The organism is Telluria sp. AZSoR62, from assembly GCF_058111565.1.
Map to the genome: position 1 here is coordinate 583315 of NZ_JBYTST010000001.1, position 24394 is coordinate 607708.

Annotated in this window: 21 protein-coding genes; 11 read left to right on the plus strand and 10 right to left on the minus strand. The window is 66.8% G+C overall.

Annotated features, from left to right (window positions below; genetic code table 11):
- Positions 1-7: 7 nt before the first annotated feature.
- From AC3XQU_RS02575 to AC3XQU_RS02585, 3 genes are read left to right on the plus strand one after another with little or no spacing between them, the layout of a single operon-like run.
- Entirely contained in the window at positions 8-937 is a 930-nt protein-coding gene (locus AC3XQU_RS02575; protein ID WP_489872557.1) for a cytochrome c oxidase subunit II, read from the plus strand.
- Positions 934-3462, plus strand: coding sequence for a cytochrome c oxidase subunit I (gene ctaD / locus AC3XQU_RS02580; RefSeq protein WP_489872558.1), 2529 nt, complete (start codon positions 934-936; stop codon positions 3460-3462). Before AC3XQU_RS02575 ends, ctaD begins: the two co-directional genes overlap by 4 nt.
- A 2-nt stretch (positions 3463-3464) precedes the next feature.
- Positions 3465-3800 carry a hypothetical protein gene (locus AC3XQU_RS02585; RefSeq protein WP_489872559.1) on the plus strand — a complete coding sequence of 112 codons (336 nt, stop codon included), beginning with the start codon at positions 3465-3467 and terminating at the stop codon, positions 3798-3800.
- Between the two features lie 41 nt (positions 3801-3841).
- Here AC3XQU_RS02585 and AC3XQU_RS02590 read toward each other — a convergent pair whose 3' ends face one another.
- From AC3XQU_RS02590 to AC3XQU_RS02600, 3 genes are all read right to left on the minus strand, one after another.
- Positions 3842-5161 (minus strand): PQQ-dependent sugar dehydrogenase, encoded by a 1320-nt coding sequence (locus AC3XQU_RS02590; RefSeq protein ID WP_489872560.1) that lies wholly within the window; start codon positions 5159-5161, stop codon positions 3842-3844.
- 96 nt (positions 5162-5257) lie between these two features.
- Positions 5258-6541 (minus strand): MFS transporter, encoded by a 1284-nt coding sequence (locus AC3XQU_RS02595; protein ID WP_489872561.1) that lies wholly within the window; start codon positions 6539-6541, stop codon positions 5258-5260.
- A 19-nt stretch (positions 6542-6560) separates the two neighbouring features.
- Positions 6561-7979, minus strand: a complete 1419-nt coding sequence (locus tag AC3XQU_RS02600; protein WP_489872734.1) for a KamA family radical SAM protein — start codon at positions 7977-7979, stop codon at positions 6561-6563.
- 330 nt (positions 7980-8309) lie between these two features.
- On the opposite strand from AC3XQU_RS02600, the gene AC3XQU_RS02605 reads away from it, so the two are divergent.
- Together AC3XQU_RS02605 and AC3XQU_RS02610 are read left to right on the plus strand one after the other, a co-directional pair.
- Complete coding sequence (locus AC3XQU_RS02605; protein ID WP_489872562.1) at positions 8310-8765, plus strand: cache domain-containing protein; 456 nt, start codon at positions 8310-8312, stop codon at positions 8763-8765.
- A 50-nt stretch (positions 8766-8815) separates the two neighbouring features.
- Entirely contained in the window at positions 8816-10534 is a 1719-nt protein-coding gene (locus AC3XQU_RS02610) for a methyl-accepting chemotaxis protein (RefSeq protein WP_489872563.1), read from the plus strand.
- Position 10535: 1 nt separating this feature from the next.
- On the opposite strand, the gene AC3XQU_RS02615 is transcribed toward AC3XQU_RS02610, so the two are convergent.
- The gene (locus tag AC3XQU_RS02615; protein ID WP_489872564.1) at positions 10536-11114 is read right to left on the minus strand and encodes a DNA-3-methyladenine glycosylase; all 579 of its coding nucleotides are present in this window, start codon (positions 11112-11114) and stop codon (positions 10536-10538) included.
- A 162-nt stretch (positions 11115-11276) separates the two neighbouring features.
- Between AC3XQU_RS02615 and AC3XQU_RS02620 the strand changes: the two genes are divergently transcribed.
- Both AC3XQU_RS02620 and AC3XQU_RS02625 read left to right on the plus strand, forming a co-directional pair.
- Positions 11277-12143, plus strand: coding sequence for an HDOD domain-containing protein (locus AC3XQU_RS02620; RefSeq protein WP_489872565.1), 867 nt, complete (start codon positions 11277-11279; stop codon positions 12141-12143).
- A 66-nt stretch (positions 12144-12209) separates the two neighbouring features.
- Positions 12210-13382, plus strand: a complete 1173-nt coding sequence (locus AC3XQU_RS02625) for a tetratricopeptide repeat protein (protein ID WP_489872566.1) — start codon at positions 12210-12212, stop codon at positions 13380-13382.
- A 15-nt stretch (positions 13383-13397) separates the two neighbouring features.
- Here the strand turns inward: AC3XQU_RS02625 and AC3XQU_RS02630 are convergent, their stop codons facing one another.
- The 6 genes from AC3XQU_RS02630 to AC3XQU_RS02655 form a co-directional block, all read right to left on the minus strand.
- Positions 13398-13937 carry a DNA-deoxyinosine glycosylase gene (locus AC3XQU_RS02630; protein WP_489872567.1) on the minus strand — a complete coding sequence of 180 codons (540 nt, stop codon included), beginning with the start codon at positions 13935-13937 and terminating at the stop codon, positions 13398-13400.
- 82 nt (positions 13938-14019) lie between these two features.
- Complete coding sequence (locus AC3XQU_RS02635) at positions 14020-15504, minus strand: efflux transporter outer membrane subunit (protein ID WP_489872735.1); 1485 nt, start codon at positions 15502-15504, stop codon at positions 14020-14022.
- A 4-nt stretch (positions 15505-15508) separates the two neighbouring features.
- A complete protein-coding gene (locus AC3XQU_RS02640) occupies positions 15509-18691 on the minus strand; it encodes an efflux RND transporter permease subunit (protein ID WP_489872568.1) in 3183 nt (1060 codons plus the stop codon).
- 4 nt (positions 18692-18695) lie between these two features.
- Positions 18696-19910 (minus strand): efflux RND transporter periplasmic adaptor subunit, encoded by a 1215-nt coding sequence (locus AC3XQU_RS02645; protein ID WP_489872569.1) that lies wholly within the window; start codon positions 19908-19910, stop codon positions 18696-18698.
- A gap of 362 nt (positions 19911-20272) precedes the next feature.
- Positions 20273-21109 carry an alpha/beta hydrolase gene (locus AC3XQU_RS02650; protein WP_489872570.1) on the minus strand — a complete coding sequence of 279 codons (837 nt, stop codon included), beginning with the start codon at positions 21107-21109 and terminating at the stop codon, positions 20273-20275.
- Positions 21106-21315 (minus strand): hypothetical protein, encoded by a 210-nt coding sequence (locus AC3XQU_RS02655; RefSeq protein ID WP_489872571.1) that lies wholly within the window; start codon positions 21313-21315, stop codon positions 21106-21108. Before AC3XQU_RS02655 ends, AC3XQU_RS02650 begins: the two co-directional genes overlap by 4 nt.
- Before the next feature lie 137 nt (positions 21316-21452).
- Here AC3XQU_RS02655 and AC3XQU_RS02660 point away from each other — a divergent pair, with 137 nt between their 5' ends.
- From AC3XQU_RS02660 to AC3XQU_RS02675, 4 genes are read left to right on the plus strand one after another with little or no spacing between them, the layout of a single operon-like run.
- Entirely contained in the window at positions 21453-22412 is a 960-nt protein-coding gene (locus AC3XQU_RS02660) for a LysR family transcriptional regulator (protein ID WP_489872572.1), read from the plus strand.
- A 31-nt stretch (positions 22413-22443) separates the two neighbouring features.
- Positions 22444-22890 carry an Mpo1 family 2-hydroxy fatty acid dioxygenase gene (locus tag AC3XQU_RS02665; protein WP_489872573.1) on the plus strand — a complete coding sequence of 149 codons (447 nt, stop codon included), beginning with the start codon at positions 22444-22446 and terminating at the stop codon, positions 22888-22890.
- A gap of 42 nt (positions 22891-22932) precedes the next feature.
- Complete coding sequence (locus AC3XQU_RS02670) at positions 22933-23871, plus strand: DMT family transporter (protein WP_489872574.1); 939 nt, start codon at positions 22933-22935, stop codon at positions 23869-23871.
- Positions 23868-24356, plus strand: a complete 489-nt coding sequence (locus AC3XQU_RS02675) for a GNAT family N-acetyltransferase (RefSeq protein ID WP_489872575.1) — start codon at positions 23868-23870, stop codon at positions 24354-24356. The genes AC3XQU_RS02670 and AC3XQU_RS02675 overlap by 4 nt, the downstream gene beginning before the upstream one ends.
- Positions 24357-24394: the final 38 nt, after the last annotated feature.

Sequence of the window (24394 nt, forward strand, 5' to 3'; positions counted from 1 at the left end):
GGCCGCCATGAACGACAACCTGCAATCGGTACTGCACCCGGCCGGCTGGGACGCCACCATCATCAGCCATTTCGCCTGGGTGCTGTTCGGCGCCGGCGCCCTGATCTTCGTGGCCGTGATGCTGCTGCTGGCCCTGAGCCTGCGGCCTCAGGGCCGCCCTGCCCACGCGATGCTGTGGATCGGCGGCGGGGGCATCGCCTTCCCGGTCGTGGTCTTGAGCGTGCTGCTCGGGTGGAGCACCTGGCGCAGCACCGAGCTGGCGCCGCAGACCTCGCGCGATGCGCTCGCGATCTCGGTGACGGCCAAGATGTGGTGGTGGGAAGTGCGCTACCGCGACCCGGTGAGCGGACGCGAGATCGTCGCCGCCAACGAGATTCACATTCCGGCGGGGCGCCGGGTCTACCTTGGCCTGAATGCGGCCGACGTGATCCACAGCCTGTGGATTCCGGCCCTGGCCGGCAAGCGCGACATGGTGCCCGGACGCGTCACGGGGCTCAGCCTGCGCGCCGACCGGCCCGGCATCTACCGCGCCCAGTGCGCCGAATACTGCGGCGCCCAGCATGCAAAAATGGCGCTGCACGTGGTCGCCCATACGCCCGCGCAATTCGATGCCTGGCTGGCGCGCCAGGCGCTGCCCGCGGCCCCGGCCAGCAGCCAGGTCCTGGCACGCGGCCGCGCCGCCTTCCTGGAGCAGCGCTGCCAGGCCTGCCACACCATCCGCGGCGTGACCGAAGAGGCGCGCCTGGGTCCGGACCTGACCCACGTCGGCAGCCGCATGCACATCGGCGCCGGCGCCTTGCCGGCCCGGCGCAGCAGCCTGCAAGCCTGGATCGCCGACCCGCACAAAGCCAAGCCGGGCGTGTTCATGCCGGGCTCGCAAGACCTCGACCGCGACACCCTCGGCGCGCTGGCCACTTACCTCGAGCACCTGAAATGAACGACGCCGCCGTACCGACTTCCCCGCACGCCAAGCTGCCCAGCTCCTTGCCCCGCCCTGAAGGCGAATTCGAGCAGCTGCAAGACGTCTGGCGCACGCCGACCGGCCTGCGCTTCATGACCTCGGTGAACAACACCAGCATCGGCCTGCTCTATATCGGCACCGCGCTGCTGTTCTTCGTACTGGCCGGCATCCTCGCGCTGATGATCAGGGTGCAGCTGGCGGTGCCGGGCAACACCCTGCTCAGCCCCGGCACCTACAACCAGATCTTCACGATGCACGGCACGGTGATGATGTTCCTGTTCGCCATTCCGGTGGTCGAGGCGATCGCGGTCTACCTGCTGCCCAATATGCTGGGCGCGCGCGACCTGCCCTTCCCGCGCCTGTCCGCCTATGCCTACTGGGCCTATGCGTTCGGCGGCCTGGCCTTCTTCTGCACCCTGTTCTTCAGCCTGGCGCCCGACGGCGGCTGGTTCATGTACCCGCCGCTGACCGGCGAAAAATACTCGCCCGGGCTGAACGCCGACTTCTGGCTGCTGGGGATCGGCTTCATCGAGATCTCGGCGATTGCCGGCGCGGTCGAGCTGATCGTCGGCATCCTGTTCACCCGCGCGCCCGGCATGACGCTGCGCCGCATGCCCGTGTACGCCTGGGCGATGCTGGTGGTGGCCGTGATGATCGTGTTCGCCTTCCCCGCCGTGATCGCGGGCACCGCCCTGCTCGAGATGGAGCGCGCCTTCGACTGGCCCTTCTTCATCTCCGACCGCGGCGGCGACCCGATCCTGTGGCAGCACCTGTTCTGGTTCTTCGGCCACCCCGAGGTCTACATCATCTTCCTGCCCGCGGCCGGGATGGTCTCGACCATGATCCCGACCATCGCCCAGTCGCCCCTGGTGGGACGGCGCGCCATCATCGTGGCGCTGGTGGGCGTGGGCTTCTTCAGCTTCGGCTTGTGGGCCCACCACATGTTCACCGCGGGCCTGGGCGTGCTGGAGATGAGTTTCATTTCGGCCGCCAGCATGGCGGTGGCCATCCCCACCGGCATCCAGGTCTTCGCCTGGATCGCCACGCTGTGGAACGGCCGCGTGAAGATGAGCGCCCCGACGATGTTCCTGATGGGTTTCATGTTCATCTTCGTGCTGGGCGGGCTGACCGGGGTGATGGTGGCCGTGATTCCCTTCGACTGGCAGGTGCACGACACCTATTTCATCGTGGCCCACCTGCACTACGTGCTCATCGGCGGGATGGTGTTCCCGGTGTTCGCGGCGATGTACTACTGGGCCCCGCTCATCAACGGCAACCAAATGTCGGAAAAACTGGCGCGCTGGGTGTTCTGGCTGATGTTTGGCGGCTTCAACCTGGCCTTCTTCCCGATGCACATCACCGGATTGCAGGGCATGCCGCGCCGGGTCTATACCTATGATGCGAACCTGGGCTGGAACCTGCTGAACATGCTCTCCACGATCGGCGCCTTCGTCTTCGCCGCGGGCGTGGTGCTGTTCTTCGTCGACCTGGTGCGCACCCTGCGCCGGCCCGACAAGGAAGTGGGCAACCCCTGGAATGCATCCACGCTCGAATGGCTTACGTCCGAATCCTACGGCAACCGCAGCATCCCACGCATCACCTCGACCAATCCGCTGTGGGACCAGCCAACCCTGTCCGCCGAAGTCGACCGCGGCCAGCACTACCTGCCCAATACCGCGACCGGGCTGCGCGAAACCATCGCCACCAGCCCGGTGAGCGCCGAGCCGCGCTACCTGATGGTGCTGCCGGGCGACAGCTGGCTGCCGGTGATCGCGGCGCTCGGCACGGCGGGCTTCTTCCTGCTGCTGACCGTGAAGCTGCACCTGCTGGCCTGGATCTTCGGCTTCATGGCGGTGGCCGGCACGCTCGGCTGGCTGTGGCAGTCCGACCGCAAGCCGATCATCGACCGGGCGCGCGTGTCCGACGACCTGGTGTTGCCGGTCAACGCCAAGGGACGCAATTCACAGTCGTGGTGGGGCACCATGGTCACGCTGGTCGTCGACGCCAGCATCTTCGCCTCCTTCGGCTTCACCTACATCCACGTGTCGATGCGGCTGCAGGTCTGCCCGCCGCCCGGCGCCGCGCTGCCGGCGCTGCCGTGGGCGTTCGCGTCTGGCGGTCTGTTGCTGGCCAGCTCCGTCCTGATGATCCTGGCGGTGCGCGCGCTCGGCAAGCGCCGCCTGCCCTGGCTGGTGCTGCTGGCGCTGGGCTGCGCGGTGGGCTCCTTCGTGCTCGATTTGGGCGGTCACCAGTACGCGGGACTGGAGCCGACCGCCAGCGCCTGGGGCGCCGCCATTGCCGCGCTGCTGAGCTACCAGGGCCTGCACATCGTGATCCTGGCCATCGCCGCGCCTTACCTGTGCCTGCGCGCCTGGCGCGGGCACCTGGGAGAACGCAGCCGCGCGACGCTCGACAACATCGCCCTGATCTGGCACTACACGACGCTGCAGGGCATCGCCGGCATGGCGCTGGTGCAGATCCTGCCGCTGCTGATGGAGTAGACATGGACGATCATTTCTGGCGCCGGCTCACACGCGGCACCCTGCCCCTGCTGGTGTGGGCGGCGCATTTCACCTTCTGCTATTTGCTGGCGGCGGCGCAGTGCTCGCCGGGCGGGCTGCGTGCCGGCGGACCGGACCGGGTGTTGCTGGGGGGCGTGACGCTGGCGGCGCTCGCACTGTGCGCGTGGCTGGCGTGGCGCGAACGCGCCATGCTGCGGGAAGACGTGCGTGACAAGGCGGGGCTGCTCGACTGGGCGGCCGCGCTGGGCGCGGTGATGGCCTTCGTGGCGATCGTGTGGACGGGGTTGCCGATCTTGCTGGTCGACGGCTGCGCCTGATGTGCCGGGAATCGACCTGCAGGCGTCGCAGGTTGAATGAATCAACGCCCTGCCGGCGTCACCCGCCAGATGACATTCCCCACATCGTCCGCCACCAGGATAGCCCCCCGCTTGTCCACCGCGACGCCCACCGGGCGTCCCAGGGCATCGCCCTTCTTGTCGACGAAACCGCCCAGGACCTCGACCGGCTTGCCCGACGGCTTGCCGTCGGTGAAGGGCACGTACACGACGTTATAGCCCGACAGCGGCTTGCGGTTCCAGGAGCCGTGCTGGCCGATGATGGCGCCGTTGGCAAACTGGGGCAGCAGCGCGCCGTTGTAGAAGGCCAGCCCCAGCGCCGCCACGTGGGCGCCGAGCGCGTAGTCCGGCACCAGCGCCTTGGCCACCAGGTCCGGGCGCGGCGGCTTGACCCGTTCGTCCACGTGCTTGCCATAGTAGCTGTACGGCCAGCCGTAGAAGCCGCCGTCTCTTACCGACGTCAGGTAGTCCGGCACCAGGTCGCTCCCCAGCTCGTCGCGTTCGTTGACCACGGTCCAGAGCGCGTCGGTCTGGGGATTCCAGGCCATGCCGTTCGGGTTGCGCAGGCCCGAGGCGAACAGCCGGGTCTTGCCGGTGGCGATGTCGATTTCAAGGATGGCGGCGCGGTCGACTTCCTGGTCCATGCCGTTCTCGGCGACGTTGCTGTTCGAGCCCGAGGTGGCGTAGAGTTTGCGGCCGTCGGCGCTGGCGATGATGTTCTTGGTCCAGTGGTGGTTCAGCGGACCGCCCGGCAGCGGCGCCACCGGCTGCGCGCCCGCGGTGATCTCGAGTTCGCCCGTGCGGTAGGGGAAGTGCACGATGCCGTCGGTATTGGCCACGTACAGCATGTCGCCGACCAGGGCCATGCCGAAGGGTGAATTCAGGCCCTTGAGGAACACCTTCTTGGTTTCGGCCACGCCGTCACTATCGGCATCGCGCAGCAGCGTGATGCGGTTCGCGCTCGGCACCGCGGCGCCGGCTTTTTCCATCACCTTGCCCATGATGTAGCCCTTGATGCCCTTCTTGTCTTCCGGGCGCTCGGGGGCATTGGTTTCGGCCACCAGCACGTCGCCGTTGGGCAGCACGTGCAGCCAGCGCGGATGGTCCAGGCCTGAGGCGAATACCTTCACCGCGAGACCCGGCGCGGTGCTCGGGGCGGCGCCTTGCGGCCAGCCCTTGGCGGGCGCGATGTCGACGGTCGGGATGACACGCTTCACCGGCGCCTTGATGACCGGCTCGGGGCCGACGTCGGCGCCGACCGGGAGGGTCGACTTGTCGCCGCAGGCGGCGAGCAGCAGGAGCATGGCGCCCGCCGACAGGCGGGGCAAGGTGTGGTCGCGCATGGCGTTCCCTCGGAGATAACGGACGGCATCCATTGTGCAGCGATGCTAGCCAATTTGGCAATGTTGCGCCGTCCGTTACTGCAAGGAAAACACCGTTCAGGAGGAAGTCACCAGTCCTTCTTCCCCTTGCGCCGCGGCGGCGGTCGATGCGCGCCGCCGGCGCAGCACGAAGCCCGCCAGTCCCGGCAGCTGTACCAGCAGCAGCACCGCAAACGCCGACCGGAAGGCAATGGCCGGCGCGTGGCCGGCGGCGTCCGGCGACCACAACCCGATCATCAGGCCAAAGCCCGCCTGCACCACGAAGGCGCCGATGAAGATCAGAAGGTTCAGGCAGGTCGCCGCGCGCCCGGTCAGCTCCTTCGGCATCGACTGCGCAATGATCGCGTATTCGATCCCGGTGATCGTGCCGACCAGCGTGAAAAGCACCGACAGCAGCTGGAAGCTCGGCGCGTAGCTGACCACGAAGGCCAGCTGCACCAGCAGGAACACGCCGATGCCGGCGGCGGCCACGTCGAGCGGGGCGATGCCGCGCCGTCCAGCCCATTCGGTGATCATGCCCACGGCGATCGCCCCGAAGATCACGGCGGCCATGCCCATGTAGAGCAGGTAGGCCACCGCGTCTTCGGGAAACAGCGCCACATCCGTCAGCCAGCGCCCGATCCACAGGCCCTGGATGCCGAAGAAGACCGCGTGCGGGACCAGCACCAGCGACGCCGTGGTGCGAAACACCGGCGCCCTGACGACCTCGCGCAGCGCCTGTCCCAGCGGGCCGCGCCTGGGCGCGGGGCCGCTGCTGCGCGGACAGAGGAGCCAGATCAGGAGGCCGCAGCAGGCGACGAGCGCCGCCAGGATCAGGAACAGGCCGCGCCAGTCGGTGTACTGCAGCATCTGCCGCACCGGCATGGTGGCGGTGGCCGCGCCCAGGCCGCCGACGGCGATCAGGTAGCCATGCACCGACGGCAGCCGGCTCGGCGTGATCCAGGTGGAGACGGCCTTGACCGCCGCCATGAAGCAGCCGCCCAGCCCGAAGCCCATGATGGCGCGCGCCGCCACCAGCTGGGCGAAGTCGTGGCCGCGCGAGAACAGCAGCGCCCCGAGCGCGCCGACCAGCATCATCGCCAGCTGCACCTTGCGCGGCCCGTAGCGGTCGAGCGCGATCCCGACCGGCAGCTGGACCAGGGCGAAGGCGAAGAAGAAGGCGCTGGTCAGCAGCCCCAGCTCGCCCGGCGTGAGCGCGAGCGCGCCCACCAGGTGCGAGGCCAGCACCGCGTTCACGTTGCGCAGCAGCGAAGACAGGTAGTGTCCCAGCGCGAAGGGCAGGAACACGTAGAAGAATACCGCCATGCCGGACAGGCGTGGCGTGGTGGCCTGGTCCGGCATGGTGCAGGTCTCCCGGGGGTCAGGCGGCGTCGGACTCGGTTCCGCCGTGCAGGGCCGGGCTGCAGCCGGTGTCCACCGCGCGCTGCCCCGCCGGCACCAGCGGGATCACCCGTCCGCGCGGGCCCTGGTGCGCGCTGCCGCCTTCCTCGAAGAAGAACTTGTCGCGCCCGAAGGCCGGCTTGAGGTGGTCGAGCCAGGTGGCCTCGGGATCGTACTTGGCAAAGAAGGGGCGGCGCACCCATTCCGGATTGCGGGCCTGCAGGAACTGCAGCGCGAACAGTTTCTCGTCGTTGATGGTGACCACGCCGTCGATCACCACCTTGCCCGGGAAGGCGCTCATCGACGGGCCGCGCACGGTGCGCGACAGGCCCGAGACCATCGAATACGCCTCCTGGAAGATCTGGTGGGCGCGCGCCAGCGGCAGCGAGAAATAGTCGCGCGGGCCGGTGTCGCGCTCGACGAACATGTAATACGGGATCGCGCCCAGGCGCACGCCGGTGGTCCACAGCTCGGCCCAGCTCTTCGGGTCTTCGTTGATGTGGCGGATCAGGGGGCCCTGCATGCGCAGCGTGGCGCCGGTGCCGACGATGCGCTTGACGGCCTGCTGGGCGATGGGGTGGCGCAGTTCGACCGCATGGTTGTAATGGCCCATGATGGCCAGGTTTTTACCCGACCGGACCACCTTCTCGAACAGGCGCAGCAAATCGTCGCTGTCCTTGTCCGACACGAAGCGCTGCGGCCAGTAGGCGACCGACTTGGTGCCGATGCGGATGTTCTGGATGTGGGCCAGCTCCGGCGCCAGCAGGGGCTCGAGGAATTCGGACAGCGAGCGGGTATTCATGATCATCGGGTCGCCGCCGGTGATCAGGACGTCGGTGACGTCCGGATGCGTCTTCAGGTAGGACACCAGTTCGGAGCACTCGCGCGCATCGAACTTCATGTCGTCCATGCCGACGAACTGCGGCCAGCGGAAGCAGAAGGTGCAGTAGGCGTGGCAGGTCTGGCCCGAGCTCGGGAAAAACAGCACCGTTTCCTTGTACTTGTGCTGCAGGCCCTTGAGCGGCGCATCGTTCACGCGCGGCACGTTGTGGGTCATCTGGCCGGCCGGGTGCGGGTTCATGCGCATGCGGATGCCGTGCACCAGGCGCGCGATGGCCGCGTCGTCCTTCTTGTACAGCACCAGGTCGCGCAGCTGCTCGTACTCCATCGCGGGCAGCATGTCGCGGTGCGGGAAAGTCAGGCGGTAGATCGGATCGTCCGGCACCTTGTCCCAATCGATCAGCTCGTCCAGCACATAGGCGTTCACGCGGAACGGCAGCACATGCGACACCACCTGCACCGCTTCCTGCAGGTCCGGCGACATCCATTGCCACTGGCGCGCCAGGTGGATCGTTTGCCGGGTATAGGGCTTGAACTTGGATGGCGTCGATTCGGTCATGATCACGGAAGGTCTCCAGGAAAACGTTGGACGGAAGGACCGGCAGGAGGAAAATCGTTGCCGGTAAGAATTCATCTTACGTTACGGAAATTAATGGAGAATTGCCGTCAATCAATCAGATTGGTCCTACGAATAGGCCTAGCACAAGGGATGAGCGCGCACGGGTCGATAGCGGGACAGCGCCTGCGCGCCTGACACGGATGCGCAACGTTCCTACCCGCCCTTGCCCTGCGATTGCGCTACCGCAATCCGCCGTCCTCCCACCCCGGTACATTTGCCAATGCACTTTAGCAATGTTGGCCCCAGAACATTCACCAAAGGAGTTACACCATGAAGTTGTTCGCTACTGCCGCCGCCCTGTCCCTGGCCCTCGTCGCCGCCCCCGTGCTGGCCAATTCGCCGACCGAAAAGGACGCCATCGCCATGGTCGAACGCGGTGTCGCCCTCGTGAAAGCCAAGGGCAAGGACGAGATGATGAAGAAGATCAATGCCAAGGACGCCGAATACGTCCAGGGCGAGCTCTACATCGACATGCGCGACCTCAAGACCGGCATCGTGCTGGCCCATCCGTATAACCCTTCGATCGTCGGCAAGGACCTGACCGACGTGCCGGATGCGAACGGCAAGAAATACCGCCGCGAGATCATCGACCTGGCCGCGGCCAAGGGCAAGGGCTGGGTCGACTACCAGTACAAGAACCCGACCAGCGGCAAGATCGAGCCGAAGACGACCTATATCCAGAAGGTCGACGACGTGGTGCTGGAAGCGGGCATCTACAAGAAGTAAGCCGACTGGATCAACTGGTACAACGCGTCCTGCCCTCCCCGGAGTCAAGCATGCTCAATAAATTGCGGATCGGTCCCAAACTCCTGCTGGCCCCGGGGCTCGTGCTGGTGCTGCTGACCATGCTGTCGGCAGCGGCCTACTACGGCATGGTGCGCCAGAACGCCTCGCTCGAGCACATGGTGCAGGTGCGCGCCGCGCGCCTGCAGTCGGTGGCCGACGTGGCGGGCGACGCGCGCTTTGCGCACGCGAACATCTACCAGCTGCTGGCCTGGGTGAACGGCAGCTTCGCGCAGAACCGCCTCACGGCCCTGACCGCGGACATCCACAAGAAGCATGCCGACGTCAAGACCAAGCTGGGCGAGCTGGCCAGGCTGGCCGAGCCGTCCGAGCGCGCCTCGCTCGACGGCTCGCTGGCGGCTCTGGCGAGCTACCGCAAGGCGGTGACCGAGACGATCGAACTGGCGCAAGTGGACCAGTCGATCGCCACCAATTCGATGCAAAAAGCGGAAAAGCAGTTCGTCGCGCTCGACACCGAGCTGCAGCGCCTGGCCGCGCTGGAGAAAAAACTCAGCGTCGAAGCGCACGCCGCCGCCAAGGCCGAGTTCCGCATGCTCGGCATGAGCATGGCCGGCCTGGTGGTGCTGTCGATCGGGCTGTCGCTCCTCGTGACGATGCTGGTGCGGCGCGCCATGCTGGCCGACATCCGCTCGATCGCCACCGTCGTGGGCGACCTGGCCGACGGCCGACTGCAGCCATCGGGCACGCCCGGCGCCGGCCGCGACGAGATTGCCGACACCTCGCGCGCGCTCGACCACAGCATCACCCGCCTGAACGGCGCCCTGCAAAGCATCATGCGCTCGGTGCGCTCGATCGACACGGCATCGAAGGAAATCGCCAGCGGCAACCTCGACCTGTCGACGCGCACCGAAATGCAGGCCGGCTCGCTCGAGCAGACCGCCAGCACGATGGAAGAACTGACCACGGCGGTGAAGGAAAACGCCAACAACGCGCGGCTGGCGTCCGACCTGGCGGCGGAAGCGGCGCAGCTGGCCTCCACCGGCGGCCAGTCGGTGGACCGCGCGGTGGCCACCATGGAATCGATCCAGGCCAGCTCGCGCAAGATCGTCGAGATCACCGGCGTCATCGACGGCATCTCCTTCCAGACCAACCTGCTGGCGCTGAACGCGGCGGTGGAAGCGGCGCGCGCCGGCGAGCAGGGACGCGGCTTCGCCGTGGTCGCGGCCGAAGTGCGCACCCTGGCCCAGCGCTCGGCGGCGGCGGCGCGCGAGATCAAGGCCCTGATCGCCGACTCGGTGAAGATCATCGAAGATGGCAGCGCCTCGGTCAGCCAGGCCGGCGCCAGCATGGGCGACATCGTCGCCTCGGTGCGCCAGGTGAACGACATCATCGGGCGCATCAGCATCGCCAGCACCGAGCAGGCCGACGGCATCGCCGAAGTGAACAAGGCGGTCGGGCAGATGGATGGCATGACCCAGCAAAATGCCGCCCTGGTCGAACAAGCCGCGGCAGCCGCCGAAAGCCTGCACGAGCAGACCGTCAACCTGGCCAAGGCGGTGTCGATCTTCACCTTCACCGATAGCGAACAAGGCCTGGCGACCGAGGCGGCGGAGATTGCAGCGGAAGAAGCGGACGAAGACGATGCGGGCTTTCACGGCCTGGACGAACGGCGTGGCCCAGGCAGCGCGATGCGCGGCCGGCCGCTGCGCGCCCTGACGGCCGCCCAGGGGCAGCGCCAGCGCCGCAGCTGATTCAACGGAACGGCCGGCTGACGTAACGCGAGCCGGCCAGCCCGAACCTCCACGGCACGTCCATCGCCTTCGAGATGCCGATGCGCGGCCCCACCACGACTTCCAGGTCGCGCGCCCCGGGCAGCAGCTCGAACGGCGGCTGCGACAATGCCATGCCGTTGTGGGCGCGCGTCACGCCCAGTGCCTGGCACAGCTTGCCCGGGCCGGAGCACAGCAGCAGGTCCTTGTCGCTGCCGCCGGTATCGCGCCGCACCCGCATCTGTTCCAGGCCCGCCACGGGTTCCAGCGCGCGGATCAGGACCCCGGCCCCATGCCCTTCCTCGCGGCAGACGAAATTGAGGCACCAATGGATGCCGTAGGAGCGGTAGACATAGGCGTGGGCGGGCGGGCCGAACATCGCGGCATTGCGCTCGGTCGGGCCGGAAAAGGCATGCGAGGCCGGGTCTTCGCGGTCGTAGGCTTCGGTCTCGACGATGCGTCCGCCGACGCCGTCCACCAGCACCGTCATGCCGATCAGCTGGCGCGCCACGATCTCCGCCGGGGCCGTGAAATCGATTCCTGCTATTGTCGAAAGTACCATGAGCCAATTTTATCGCGGGCTCAGGCAGGGCGCCGTTTTGGTGAAATCGCCACAGTCCGCAGCGTGTTAGAGCATTGCCTCAGTGCAATAGTTAAGCGGCTGGGGTATCATGGCGGCTGATCCCCGCTTCCCGCCGAAGCCATCGCTTGCCTGCCCTCGCCCATGAATACCGTCGCCGATCCCCTCCCGCATTCCGCGCAGCTCGACCAGGTCGATGCCCTGATCAAATCGATCCGCATCCCGCCGCGTCCCAGCCTGCTGGCCGACATGCAGCGCGAACTGGCGTCGGAAGACCCGTCGCCGGAAGCGATCGGCAAGATCGTGGCAAGCGACGTCGGCATGTCCGGCGCCCTGCTCAAGCTGGCCAATTCCTCGATCTACGGCGGCCGGCGCAAGGCCAAGTCGATCGAGCAGGCCATCCTTTTCCTCGGCATCAACCAGGTGGCGGCCCTGATGACCGGCCTGCTGGCGCGCCAGGCGATTCCCGTCAACAGTGCCAGCCTGGCCAGCTTCTGGGACATCTCGACCCGCCGCGCCCAGGCGATGGTGTTCCTGTCGCGCCGCCTGCGCATCGGCGAGGCCGACGTGGCGCACACCTTCGGCCTGTTCTGCGACACCGGCGTGCCGCTCCTGATGGACCGCTTCGCCGACTACGCCGACACCTATGCCGCCGCGTCGCTGGACGCCGAACGCCCGTTCACGGCCCTGGAAGACGAGCGCCACTCTAGCTCCCACGCCTCGGTCGGCTGCCTGCTGGCGCGCAACTGGGGCCTGTCCAGCGACGTCGGCTGGGCCATCCTGCACCACCACGATTTCGCCGTGCTGGACGACGCCTCGACCTCCGGCGCAGTGCGCTCGCTGGTCGCGCTCTCGCTGCTGGCCGAAGCGGCGATCAGCCGCTACCAGGGCCACGGCGAGTCGCTCGAGTGGGCCAAGGGCGGCGCCGCCGCCTGCGCCTACCTCGGCCTGACCGATGAGGAAACCGCCGAACTGCTGGACGAACTGGTGGAAGCCTTCCACGAGGACTGAACAAGCTTTGACAAGCCCCGGGCACAGGCAGATACTGCATTTGTAAGTACGCCTGTGGAGGGAGTCATGAAGCGTTTCGCGGTCCTGTTGTCATTGTCGCTATCGCTGCTGGCCGGATGTACCAGCATGCAGCCGCCGGCGGCCCCTCCCCTGTTTGCCGATGCGCGCTTCGCGCCCCCGCGCGAGCAAGTCGGCGCCGACGACCTGTTCACCCTCAGCCCGGCCATGCGGGCTTACCTGAACAGCCAGTCCTTCACCATCGCCTTGCGCCAGCAGGGCCAGCGCCACGGCCTGGTCGCCGCGCTCTACAGCAAGAGCGACCTGAAGCTCGAATACGAATCCACCAAGACCCGCACCGCCGCCGAGACCTATGCCGACCGCTCGGGCAACTGCCTGTCGCTGGTGATCATGACCGCGGCCTTTGCCAAGGAGCTGGGCATGCCGGTGCGCTACCGCAGCGTCGACGTCGAGGACAGCTGGAGCCGCACCGCGGGCCTGTACCTGGCCAGCGCCCACGTGAACATCAGCCTGGGCAACCGCATCGAGAGCGGCGTGCGCAGCACCGACCAGGACGACATGCTGTTGGTCGACTTCATTCCGCAGAAAGAAGCATCGCGCCTGCGTGCGCGCGAGCTGGACGAGGAAGACATCGTCGCGCTCTATTTGAACAACCGCGCCGCCGAGATGCTGGTACAGGACCGCATCGACGACGCCTACTGGTGGGCGCGCGCGGCTGTCGAAAAGCGCCCGGGCATGATCCGGGCGCTCAACACGCTGGGCGTGATCTACGAGAAACACGGCGACTTGCAGCTGGCCGAGCAGACCTACCGCGCGGCCCTGGAGCGCGAGCCGGAAAACATGGCCGTCATGCGCAACCTGCAGCCGGTACTGGCGTCGCTGGGCAAGCAGGGCGAGGCCGCGGCCCTGGCCAAGCGCATCGCCAGCATCGAGCCCTTCCCGCCCTACCACCACTTCGACAAGGGCATGATCGCCCTGCGCGCCGGACACTACGACACAGCCAGGGAACTGTTCGAGCGCGAAGTCAAGCGCGCGCCCTACAACGACGAGTTCCGCTTCTGGCTGGGCGTGTCGCACCTGCAGTTGGGCGACCTGACCCATGCGCGCGAGCAGATCGCCAAGGCGGTCGACACCAGCACCCGGCAAGAGATGCGGCAGGTGTATTCGGCCAAGCTGGCGCATTTGCGCAGGGTGAGTGCGGTGGGGACGCACATCCGCTGACAGCTGCCGCTACAGTTAAAACAGGGTGGACTGCGCCTGTGACGCCGGCAGCGTGGCGTCAGGCTGCTCGATCAATCGGCGCCACACCGCCAGCTTCTGATCAAACGTCATTGCCTGGTGTGCCGGTGAACTCGATGGCAGCACAACGGTGCGATAGCCGGCGGCTTCGAACTGCGGCGCGAACTTGCCCGAGGCCTGGCCGTTGAAGCCGACCGTTTCCAGCTGCGGGCACAGCGCGCGCAAGCGCTCGAAATCGTTCGCCGCCGGATTGCGGATGGCCGAATCCAGGCTGCCTTCGCGCTCGCAGCCGGCCAGCACGTCCCACAGGCCGAAGCGGTGCGCCAGCAGGCGCGGCAAGCGTTCGTCATAGGGCAGCGCCGCGAGATCCTCGCCAATGACCGCCGAGATCAAGGGCCAGAACTGGTTGCGCGGATGGGCGTAGTAGCGGCTGGCCGCCAGCGAGGCGGCGCCGGGGAAGCTGCCCAGCACCAGCACGCGGGTGTCCAGCGCGATCACGGGCGCCAGGCCGGTCAAGGAAGGGGTCGAAGTCGCCATGGGCTCGATTGTAGCCGGACGAAAAAAAGCGGCGAGCACTCGCGTACCCGCCGCAAAGGGCAGAACACCTGGAGAAACGGGTTTATTTCATGGCGACCTTGGCGGCGTCGATGGGTTGCGCATCCCAGCCGCCACCCAGAGCCCGGATCAGGGCCACGGTCGTCACCGCGCGGTTGCCGCGCAGCTGGACCGCAGCGCGTTCGACATTGGCCAGGTTACGCTGCGCGTCCAGCAGCTCGATATAGCTCGAGCGCCCGGCGTCGTACAGCTTCTGCGCCAGGTCGGCCGAGCGGCGCGCGGAGACCTGGGCAGCGTCGATCTGCTCGGCCTGGCCACTGAGGATGCGCAGGCCGGCCAGGTTGTCCTCGACTTCGGCAAAGGCCGTGAGCACGCTCTGGCGGTAGACGCCCACCGATTCCTCGAGCACCGCTTCGCTGCGCTCGACATTGGCGCGGTTGCGGCCGCCGTCGATGATCGGCAGCGACGTCAACAAGCCCAGTACCCAGGAGCGGCTGCTCCAGCGGAACACGTCGGAGAAGGCCCCGCCGATGCCGCCGCCGGCCGCGCTGATGGTGAGCGACGGGAACATCGCGCCGCGCGCCACGCCGATGCGGGCGTTGGACGCTTCCATCGCGCGCTGGGCGGCGACGATGTCGGGACGGCGTTCCAGCAGCGACGATGGCAGGCCGGCCGGCACCACCGGCATCAAGGCGGCATCGAGCAGCGGGCTCGGGCCCGCCACGAAATTCGCCGCGGGCTTGCCCAGCAGGACTGCCAGCGCATGCTCGGTGTTGGCGCGGTCGCGCTGCAGGCCGATTGCTTCGGCGCGCGCCGTCGACAGTTCGGTCTTGGCGCGCGACAGGTCGAATTCGCCGATGTCGCCCAGGTCGAAGCGGCGCTGGGTCAGCTTGACGCTCTCGGCGCGGAGGTTGACCGTCTGCGCCACCGTCTCCAGCTCCGCGTCGAGGGCGCGCAGCCGGAAGTAGGTTTGCGCCACGTCTGCCTGCAGCGCCAGCAGCACCGAGCGGTAGTTCGCCTCGCTGGTGGCGGCGTCGCTCCTGGCGGCCGACACGCCGGCGGCGACGCGGCCGAACAGATCGACCTCGTAGCTGGCCGTGAGATTGGCCGAGTAACTGGTCTGCGCCTGGGTCGGCGTGCCCTGCGGCAGGCCGGCCTCCAGTGGCGATGGACGGGCGCGCTGGGCGCCGATCCCGACGCCGACCTGCGGCATGCGGTCGGCATTGGCGATGCCGACGATGGCCCTGGCCTGCTTGACGCGGCTCGCGGCTACCGCCAGGTTGGCGTTGTTGGCAGTGGCTTCCTGCACCAGCGCGGTCAGCGCCGGATCCCGGAAGGCAAGCCACCATTCGCCGCGCGGCTGCGCTTCGGCCGGCTCGGCCTTCTTCCAGCGTGCACCCTCGATGCCGTCGACCACCGCCGGCGTCTGCGACTCGCGGAAGGCAGTAGGCGTTTCGATGGCCGGCTGCTTGAACTCAGGAGTGGCGCAGGCGGTGAGCAGCAGGGCTGCCAGCAGCGGGGCCACGCCCCTTGCGATCATGGTCTTCATCATTTCAATGCACTCCTTCCAGGTCCAGGACCGGGGCTTTCGCGGCCGGGACTTTTTTCTCGAAACGCTTGGCGAACGTGCGCAGCAAGACATAGAACAGCGGCGTCAGGAACAGGCCGAAGAAGGTCACGCCCAGCATGCCGAAGAACACCGCGACACCCATGGCATGGCGCATCTCGGCGCCGGCGCCGGTCGAGAACACCAGGGGCACCACGCCCATGATGAAAGCGATCGAGGTCATCAGGATCGGACGCAGGCGCAGGCGGCTCGCTTCCAGCGCTGCTTCGACGACGCTGCGGCCATGGTCTTCCAGTTCCCTTGCGAATTCCACGATCAGGATCGCGTTCTTGGACGCCAGTCCCACCAGCACGAACAGCGCGATCTGGGTGAAGATGTTGTTGTCGCCGCCGGTGAGCTTCACGCCGATCAGGGCGCACAGGATCGACATCGGCACGATCAGGATCACCGCCAGCGGCAGGGTCCAGCTTTCGTACTGGGCGGCCAGCACCAGGAAGACCAGCAGCACGCACAGCGGGAACACGTACACCATCGTGTTACCAGACAGGATCTCCTGGTAGGTCAGGTCGGTCCATTCGTAGGCGATCCCTTTCGGCAGCGTTTCCTTGGCCAGCTGCTCCATGATGGCTTGCGCCTGGCCCGACGACACGCCGGGGGCCGCGCCGCCATTCAGGTCTGCCGCCACGTAGTTGTTGTAGCGCTGGACGCGGTCCGGGCCATAGCTGTCCTTCACCTGCATCAGCGACGACAGCGGGATCATCTCGCCCTTGTCGTTGCGGACCTTGAGCTGGGCGATCTGCTCGGGCTGCGAGCGGAATGGCGCGTCCGCCTGCACCCGCACCTGGTAGGTGCGGCCGAACTGGTTGAAGTCGTTCACGTACAGCGAGCCGAGGTTCACCTGCAAGGTCTGGTAGATGCTCGCCAGCGGCACGCCCAGCTGCTTGGCCTTGACGCGATCGACGTCGGCGAACAGCTGCGGCACGTTGATCTGGTAGCTGGAGAACACGCCCGCCAGTTGCGGCGTGCCCCAGGCCTTGGCCTGCAGCGCCTGCGTGGCCTGGTAGAGCGCGTCGTAACCGAGGTTGCCGCGGTCTTCCAGCATCAGCTTGAAGCCGCCGGTCGTGCCCAGGCCGTTCACCGGAGGCGGCGGCAGCACCATGACGAAGGCGTCTTCCACCGCGCCCATGCGCTTGTTGATCTCGGCGGCGATGGCTTCGGCCGACTGCTCCTTGCCCTTGCGCTCGCTGGTTGGTTTCAGCGAGGTGAACACGATGCCGGCGTTCGGCGCATTGGTGAAGCCGTTGATCGACAGGCCAGGGAAGGCGATCGACGATTCCACGCCCGGGATTTCCTTGGCAATGGCCGACATGCGGCGGATCACGGCGTCGGTACGGTCCAGCGATGCCGCATCCGGCAGCTGGGCGAAACCGATCAGGTAACCCTTGTCCTGCGCAGGCACGAAGCCGGGCGGCACGACCTTGAACATGAAGATCGCAGCCACGCCCAGCGCCAGGTAGACGCCCAGGGTGGCGGTCTTGCGGCGCAGGACGGTCTTGACGCCACCTTCGTAGCTGTGCGACGAGCGGCCGAAGAAGCGGTTGAAGGCGGCGAAGAAGCGGCCGAAGACCTTGTCCATGACGCGGGTCAGACGGTCTTTCGGTGCGTCGTGGCTTTTCAGCAGCGCAGCCGACAGGGCCGGCGCCAGGGTCAGCGAGGCGAAGGCCGAGATCACGGTCGAAATCGCGATGGTCAGGGCGAACTGGCGGTAGAACTGGCCAGTCAGGCCCGCGACGAACGCGATCGGCACGAACACGGCGCACAGCACCAGGGCGATCGCGATGATCGGGCCGGACACTTCCTTCATTGCCTGGATAGTGGCGTCGCGCGGCGACAGGCCATTGCCGATATTGCGTTCGACGTTTTCCACTACCACGATGGCGTCATCGACCACGATACCGATCGCCAGCACCAGGCCGAACAGCGACAGCGTATTGATCGAGAAGCCGAACATCAGCATCACGGCAAACGTGCCCACCACCGATACCGGCACGGCCAGCAGCGGGATGATCGACGCGCGCCAGGTCTGCAGGAACACGATCACCACCAGCGCCACCAGCACCACGGCTTCCAGCAGGGTCATGATCACCGAATCGATCGACTCGCGCACGAACTGGGTCGGGTCATACACGATGCTGTATTCGACGCCTTCCGGGAAGTCCTTCGACAATTCGTCCATCTTGGCGCGCACGTCGGAAGACAGCTGCAGCGCGTTGGCGTTCGGGGCCTCAAAAATAGGGATCGCGACCGCCGACTTGTTGTTCAGCAGGGAGCGCAGCGCGTAGGAGCTCGAGCCCATTTCCAGGCGTGCCACGTCCTTCAGGCGCGTGACGGCGCCGTCTTCTCCGGCCTTGACCACGATGGCGCCGAATTCTTCCACGCTGGTGAGCCGTCCCTGGGTATTCACGGTCAGCTGGAACTGGGCGTCCTTGGTCGGGCCCTGGCCGACCACGCCGGCTGCCACCTGCACGTTCTGCTCGCGGATCGACGACACCACGTCGCCTGCGGTCAGGCCGCGCGCCGCCACCTTCTGCGGATCGAGCCACACGCGCATGGCGTAGTCGCCCGAGCCGAACAGCTGCACTTCGCCCATGCCGTTCAGGCGCGCCAGCTGGTCCTTGATGTTCAGCACCGCGTAGTTGCGCAGGTAAAGGTCATCGTAGCGGCCATCCGGGGAATTCAGGTGGACCACCATCGTCAGGTTCGGCGAACTCTTGACGGTCGTGACGCCGATCTGGCGCACCTCTTCCGGCAGGCGCGGCAGCGCGCGCTGCACGCGGTTCTGCACCTGGCTTTCGGCACGGTCGATGTCGGTGCCGATGGCGAAGGTCAGGGTCAGGGCCAGCGCACCGTCCGAGGTGTTCTGCGAGGTCATGTAGAGCATGTCCTCGATGCCGTTGATCTGCTCTTCCAGCGGCGCCGCCACGGTTTCGGCGATCACCTTCGGGTTGGCGCCCGGGTACTGGGCGCGCACCACGACGGAAGGCGGCACCACGTCAGGGTATTCGGAAATCGGCAGCTGGAAGATCGAGATCAGTCCGCCGACAAAGATGATCACCGACAGCACGACCGCGAAGATCGGCTTGTCGACAAAGAATCGGGAAAAGTTCATGTTCTTACTCCTTGGCGGCCGTGTTCAGGGCAAGCTTGGTGCCGGCCTTGGCCGCTGCCGCGGTCGGGTCGGCGTCCATCGCCACGATCTGCGCCGTGACAGGGGCGCCCGGACGCACGCGCTGCAAGCCGTTGACGACGATCTTCTCGCCTGCCTTCAGGCCGCTGCGCACCACGCGCATGCCGTCGACCACGGGGCCGAGGGTGACCGGGCGGTACTCGGCCTTGCTGTCGGCGCCGACCACCACGACGTACTTGCGGCTCTGGTCGGTGCCGACGGCACGCTCGTTGATCACCACGGTCTGGTTGGCCACGCCGCTGCCCACCTGGACGCGGGCAAACAGGCCGGGCGCCAGCATGCGGTTTGGATTGGCCAGGGTGGCGCGCATGCGCACGCTGCCGGTGGTGGCGTCGAGCTGGTTGTCCACGAATTCGAGCTTGCCTTCATGCGGGAAGCCTTCTTCGTTCGTCAGGCCGACCTTGACCACCGCCGGGGCGCCGCGCTGGGCGCGGCTGCCGACCCGCAGGTAGGTCTGTTCGTCGCCGTCGAAGCTGGCGTAGATGCGGTCGAGCGAAACGACCGAAGTCAGGACTGCACTGGCGTCGACCAGGTTGCCGAGAGTGATCTCGGCTTTCGACACGCGGCCGTCGATCGGCGCGGTCACGCGGGTATAGGCCAGGTTCAGGCGCGCCGATTCATGCTGGGCCTGGGCGGCGCGGGCGCCGGCGTCGAGTTCCTTCTGGGCGGCGGACTTCTCGTCGAATTCGCGCTGGGCGATGGCCTTGTCGGCCAGCAGTCGCTCGGCACGCTGCAGTTCCAGGCGCGCCAGGTCGGCACGGGCGCGGGCGGCATTGGCCGCGGCGCCGGCACGGTCGGCTTCGGCCTGGTAAGGGCGCTGGTCGATCACGAACAGCACGTCGCCCTTCTTCACTTCGGCGCCCGGCTTGAAGTTGACGGCGGTGATGTAACCGCTCACGCGCGGACGGATCTCGACCACCTCGACGGCTTCCAGGCGGCCCGAGAATTCCTGGGTCTCGGCGACCGGCTTCTCGAACACGATCGCGGCGGAGACCGGCGGCGCGGCGGGCGCAGCTGCCGCTGCTTCAGCCTTGCTGTTGGCATCGGAGCAGCCGGTGAGCATGGCGCCTGCCAGGCCCACGGCCGCCAGAGCGCCGACGAGGATTCTTACGCTGCCCTTGCGTTGTTGTAGGTTATTCATGATGAACCTTTCTTATGTGGTGAGACAGAAAACGTCGCTCGCAAAACAGGCGAGCAAAAAACGGGAAAAAGGGGGCCCCTCCACGCCTGCAGGCGCAGATGACGGATGTCTTGCTGGTTCAGTGACCGCTGCTTGCGATCAGGTCAGGATGCGAAGGCTAGCCCCGACATCGGCGGCGCATGACGCCGGGGTCGCAGGCGGCGATGCCGCGGGGTGCAGATGCCTTGTTCATGGCTCACCTCTTTCTTGATGGGGTCCCTCACGCCGCTTGCGCGGCGAATTTTGGGAAAAACGGGGCCTCCCCGCGCCTGATGGCACGGTGGTTGCGGGAAGCATTCAGGGTTGCAGCGGGCGCTGGCCGGTCAGCGGTCCAGTCCTGCAAGGAAGGTGGCCATCTCCGCGAGCGCCTGCACCTTGCATGCACATTCGTTGCGCCCGTTCGGGTCTTGCAGCGGGGCCGGCTCCATGCGGCGCACCGTCGTGCGCACGCCGGCGTTGATCAGCTTGGCGCCGTATTGTTCGGCCTCGTCGCACAATGGGTCGTCTTCGGCCGACAGGATCAGGGCCGGCGGCAGGTTCTTCAGCCGGGTCGAGCGCAGCGGCGACGCGTAAGGGTGGGCGCGGTCGGCAGCATGCGGCAGGTAGCCGCGGTAGGCGGCGGCGCAATCGGTGCTGAGCTTTTCGCGGTCCGGGCAGCCGTTGAGCTGGCGCATCGAGCCGGTGGACAGGCCCGGGTCGAGCATCGGCATGACCAGGATCTGGCCGGCCAGCTTGGGCGCGGCGCGGTCGCGCGCCATCAGGGCGCACACGGCAGCCAGATTGGCGCCGGCCTCGATGCCGGCCACCACCAGCTTCTTGCCGGACCAGCCGAGCTTCGTCTTGTTCTTGGTCGTCCACAGCAGCACGGCGTGGGCGTCTTCCACCGCGGCCGGGAAAGGGCTGACGGTAGCGAGCGTATAGTTCGAGGCCAGGACCGCGCGCTCCTCGTTGCTTTCGGCCAGGTGGCGCAGGAAGGCATCGGATTCCTGCAGGTCGCCATCGACGAAACCGCCGCCGTGGAAGAACACGATCAGCGTGTCGCGCTTGACGGGCGTGCCGGCCAGGTACAGGCGGGCGGCCAGCAGGCCCTGGGCGCCGCCGACTTCGAGCTCGCGCACCACCACCGCGCTGGCTTGCGCCTGTTCCAGCACTGCGCTCATCGCTGGCCTCCGGCGGGCGCCACGGCGAGGCGGTTCGCATCGAGGCAGGCATCGCAACCCATCTCGACCTGCATCGTCAGCGCCTGCAGGCCGCGCGCTTCGGCGCCGGCGGCCATCGAATAGGCGTCGGTTCCCAGCAGGCCCGCCAGGGCCAGCCCGCCGAGGGCGGCGGTTACCGTGTTGAAGATTGCGTTCCGAATGCTCATGGCCTGCTCCGTGTGTTTACTTTTTGCTGCGATGCACACAATATAGTCTTGTTCTACAATCGGATAAAGATGGCAATATCGAATTGATTGTTCAGATTTCCGAACAATCGCAAGAAACAGGACAACAGGAGTCCGACATGAACAAACTCCAGGCCATGGAAGTCTTCATCCAGGTGGTCGACTGCGGCAGCTTCACCAAGGCGGCCGAGATGCTCAACCTGCCCAAGGCGACCGTCTCGACCCTGGTCCAGACGCTCGAATCCACACTCTCGGTCAAGCTGCTGCACCGCACGACCCGGCAAGTGATGATCACGTCCGACGGCGCCGCCTATTACGAGCGCTGCATCCAGATACTGTCCGACGTGCGCGATGCCGAGGAATCGCTGTCGCGCCACCGGCTCAGTCCGGGCGGGCGCCTGCGGGTGGACACGCCCACCGGACTGGCTTCGGAGATCCTGATCCCCGCCCTGCCGACCTTCTTCGAGCGCTACCCCGACATCACGATGGAACTGGGCAGCACCGACCGTCCGGTCGACCTGGTCGAGGAAGGCGTCGACTGCGCCGTGCGCGGCGGCGAACTGCTCGATCCGAACCTGATCGCGCGCCGGGTCGGCGTCATCAACTTCGTCACCTGCGCCTCGCCCGGCTACATCGAGCGCTACGGCATGCCGCAGCACCCGCGCGACCTCGAGCGTCACCGCTGCGTCAACTACTTCTCCGCCAAGACCGGCAAGATCTCGAAATGGGATTTCACCCGCGACGGCGAACGCATCGACGTCGCCCTGCCCGGCGCCATCGCCCTGAACGATTCGAACGCCTACGTGCAGGCCGGGCTGGCGGGACTGGGCGTGATCATGATGACCGACTACCTGCTCAACCAGCACATCGCGGCCGGCCGGATGATCCAGGTCCTGCCAGAGTGGGGCATCGACCCGCTGCCGGTGCACATCGTCTATCCGCAGAACCGCCACCTGTCGGCCAAGGTGCGGGTATTCGTCGAGTGGGTGTCGGAGCTGTTTGCGGCGCACCCGAACCTGCGGCTGCAGGCGCCGAAAACGCCCGCAACCAGCAGCGTTGCGGAAGCGGAGACGGTGTAGAATCGGCTGAAACAAGAAGCCGGAGACCCCCATGGATCACAGTTCACAACCCCGCAATATCGATGTCCTGCTGGCGCGCTACGGCGACAGCCACCAGGACCACACCAACGAGATCATCCACTTCGTGTGCATCCCGCTGATCGTCTTCAGCCTGCTGGGCATCCTGTGGGCGATCCATCCGGCCGTGGCCATCGCCGTCACGCTCGGCTCGCTGGTCTACTACCTCAAGCTCTCGCGCGGCTTCGCGCTGGGCATGGGCGTGATGAGCGCCGCGATGCTGGGGATCCTGGCCCTGACGCCGCCGATGACGGTGCTGCCGGTGTCGGTCGCCGTCTTCGTGGTGGCCTGGATCGGGCAGTTCATCGGACACAAGATCGAGGGGAAGAAGCCGTCGTTTTTCGATGATTTGAAATTCCTGCTGATCGGACCCCTGTTTGTCCTGAGCTTCCTGTACCGGCGCTTCAGGATCGCCTACTAATCGCAGCGTGCGTCAAAACGCGGGAGCACGTATACTCCCGCGATGCCCTCTTCCGTCCTGTTTACCGTCGCCTCGCTGATCTGGGGCTCGACCTTCTTTGCCATCACCCTGCAGCTGGGCGAAGCGCCGCCCGCGGTGTCGGTGGCCTACCGCTTCTTCCTGGCCGCGGCCACGCTCTTCATCATCTGCATCGTGCGGCGCGACCGCCTGGCGCTGCCGCTGCGCACCCATCGCTGGATCGCGCTGCAGGGGATCCTGACCTTCTGCATCTCCTACCTGTGCACCTACGAATCCGAGCAATACGTGGTGTCGGGACTGGTGGCGGTGGTGTTCGCGCTGATGGTGTTCTGGACGCCCCTGCTGAGCCGCCTGTTCTTCGGCACCGGCATCAACCCGCGCACGATCCTGTGCGGCGTGGCGGCGATCGCCGGCGTCGCCCTGCTGTTCTGGCATTCGATCGGCACCGCATGGCGCGATTACCAGGCCGGCGGCAGCGCCAAGTTCATCGCCGGGGTCGTGCTGGCCCTGGTGGCCACGCTCGCCAGCTCGGCCGGCAGCATCGTGGTCAGCCGCGTGCAGAAGGAGTGCGCCAACCTGCCGCTGACCATGGCCTGGTCGATGCTGTGGGGCGCCTCGCTGGTGACTGTCTGGGCGCTGCTCACGGGCGACCGCTTCGTGCTGCCGCAAAGCGCCACCTACTGGGCCGGCCTGGTCTACCTGTCGATCTTCGGCTCCGTGGTCGCCTTCTTCGCCTACTTCACGCTGATCAACCGCATCGGCGCGCAGAAGACCGTCTACATCGGCGTCGTCACGCCGGTGCTGTCGGTGCTGCTGTCGATCCAGCTCGAGGGCTACCGCCCCGGCCCGGTCGAATTCGCCGGCATGATCCTGTGCCTGGCCAGCGTGGCCTGGGCCCTGCGCGCGCCCGCAGCCAAACCCGTGCAATCCGCAAACCTGAACAACGCCATCGAAACCCCATGACCCAATTTTCCATCCGCCCCGCCACTCCACTGGATGTCGCGCATATCCAGGCCATGATCCTGGAGCTGGCCGTGTTCGAGAAACTCGAACACCTGGTGGTCTCCACCGAAGCTCTGCTGCACGAAGGCCTGTTCGGCCAGCGTCCTTCGTGCGAAGCCATCGTCGGCGAAGAGGACGGCCGGGTCGTCTGCTTCGCCCTGTTCTTCCATAATTTCTCGACCTTCCTCACCAGGAAGGGCCTCTACCTCGAAGACCTCTACGTGCTGCAGTCGCACCGCGGCAAGGGCTATGGCACGAAGATGCTGGCGCGCCTGGCGCAGATCGCCGTCGAGCGCGAATGCGGCCGCTTCGAGTGGTCGGTGCTCGACTGGAACGAGCCGGCCATCCAGTTCTACAAGTCGATGGGCGCGGACGTGATGCCCGACTGGCGCATCTGCCGCCTGGCGGGCGACACCCTCACCGCGATGGCCGAACGCCAAAGCTAAGTACTTCCCCACTGCACAAAGAAAAACCCACGGGGCCG

What these genes read in the sequence shown, in the direction of transcription:
- AC3XQU_RS02645 (WP_489872569.1), bottom strand. Translation starts at nt 19,910, where the DNA reads ATGAATAACCTACAACAACGCAAGGGCAGCGTAAGAATCCTCGTCGGC.
- AC3XQU_RS02675 (WP_489872575.1), top strand. Translation starts at nt 23,868, where the DNA reads ATGACCCAATTTTCCATCCGCCCCGCCACTCCACTGGATGTCGCGCAT.
- AC3XQU_RS02575 (WP_489872557.1), top strand. Translation starts at nt 8, where the DNA reads ATGAACGACAACCTGCAATCGGTACTGCACCCGGCCGGCTGGGACGCC.
- AC3XQU_RS02635 (WP_489872735.1), bottom strand. Translation starts at nt 15,504, where the DNA reads ATGAAGACCATGATCGCAAGGGGCGTGGCCCCGCTGCTGGCAGCCCTG.
- AC3XQU_RS02620 (WP_489872565.1), top strand. Translation starts at nt 11,277, where the DNA reads ATGAATACCGTCGCCGATCCCCTCCCGCATTCCGCGCAGCTCGACCAG.
- AC3XQU_RS02585 (WP_489872559.1), top strand. Translation starts at nt 3,465, where the DNA reads ATGGACGATCATTTCTGGCGCCGGCTCACACGCGGCACCCTGCCCCTG.
- AC3XQU_RS02595 (WP_489872561.1), bottom strand. Translation starts at nt 6,541, where the DNA reads ATGCCGGACCAGGCCACCACGCCACGCCTGTCCGGCATGGCGGTATTC.
- AC3XQU_RS02610 (WP_489872563.1), top strand. Translation starts at nt 8,816, where the DNA reads ATGCTCAATAAATTGCGGATCGGTCCCAAACTCCTGCTGGCCCCGGGG.
- AC3XQU_RS02650 (WP_489872570.1), bottom strand. Translation starts at nt 21,109, where the DNA reads ATGAGCGCAGTGCTGGAACAGGCGCAAGCCAGCGCGGTGGTGGTGCGC.
- AC3XQU_RS02640 (WP_489872568.1), bottom strand. Translation starts at nt 18,691, where the DNA reads ATGAACTTTTCCCGATTCTTTGTCGACAAGCCGATCTTCGCGGTCGTG.
- AC3XQU_RS02605 (WP_489872562.1), top strand. Translation starts at nt 8,310, where the DNA reads ATGAAGTTGTTCGCTACTGCCGCCGCCCTGTCCCTGGCCCTCGTCGCC.
- ctaD (WP_489872558.1), top strand. Translation starts at nt 934, where the DNA reads ATGAACGACGCCGCCGTACCGACTTCCCCGCACGCCAAGCTGCCCAGC.
- AC3XQU_RS02625 (WP_489872566.1), top strand. Translation starts at nt 12,210, where the DNA reads ATGAAGCGTTTCGCGGTCCTGTTGTCATTGTCGCTATCGCTGCTGGCC.
- AC3XQU_RS02590 (WP_489872560.1), bottom strand. Translation starts at nt 5,161, where the DNA reads ATGCGCGACCACACCTTGCCCCGCCTGTCGGCGGGCGCCATGCTCCTG.
- AC3XQU_RS02665 (WP_489872573.1), top strand. Translation starts at nt 22,444, where the DNA reads ATGGATCACAGTTCACAACCCCGCAATATCGATGTCCTGCTGGCGCGC.
- AC3XQU_RS02600 (WP_489872734.1), bottom strand. Translation starts at nt 7,979, where the DNA reads ATGACCGAATCGACGCCATCCAAGTTCAAGCCCTATACCCGGCAAACG.
- AC3XQU_RS02655 (WP_489872571.1), bottom strand. Translation starts at nt 21,315, where the DNA reads ATGAGCATTCGGAACGCAATCTTCAACACGGTAACCGCCGCCCTCGGC.
- AC3XQU_RS02670 (WP_489872574.1), top strand. Translation starts at nt 22,933, where the DNA reads ATGCCCTCTTCCGTCCTGTTTACCGTCGCCTCGCTGATCTGGGGCTCG.
- AC3XQU_RS02630 (WP_489872567.1), bottom strand. Translation starts at nt 13,937, where the DNA reads ATGGCGACTTCGACCCCTTCCTTGACCGGCCTGGCGCCCGTGATCGCG.
- AC3XQU_RS02615 (WP_489872564.1), bottom strand. Translation starts at nt 11,114, where the DNA reads ATGGTACTTTCGACAATAGCAGGAATCGATTTCACGGCCCCGGCGGAG.
- AC3XQU_RS02660 (WP_489872572.1), top strand. Translation starts at nt 21,453, where the DNA reads ATGAACAAACTCCAGGCCATGGAAGTCTTCATCCAGGTGGTCGACTGC.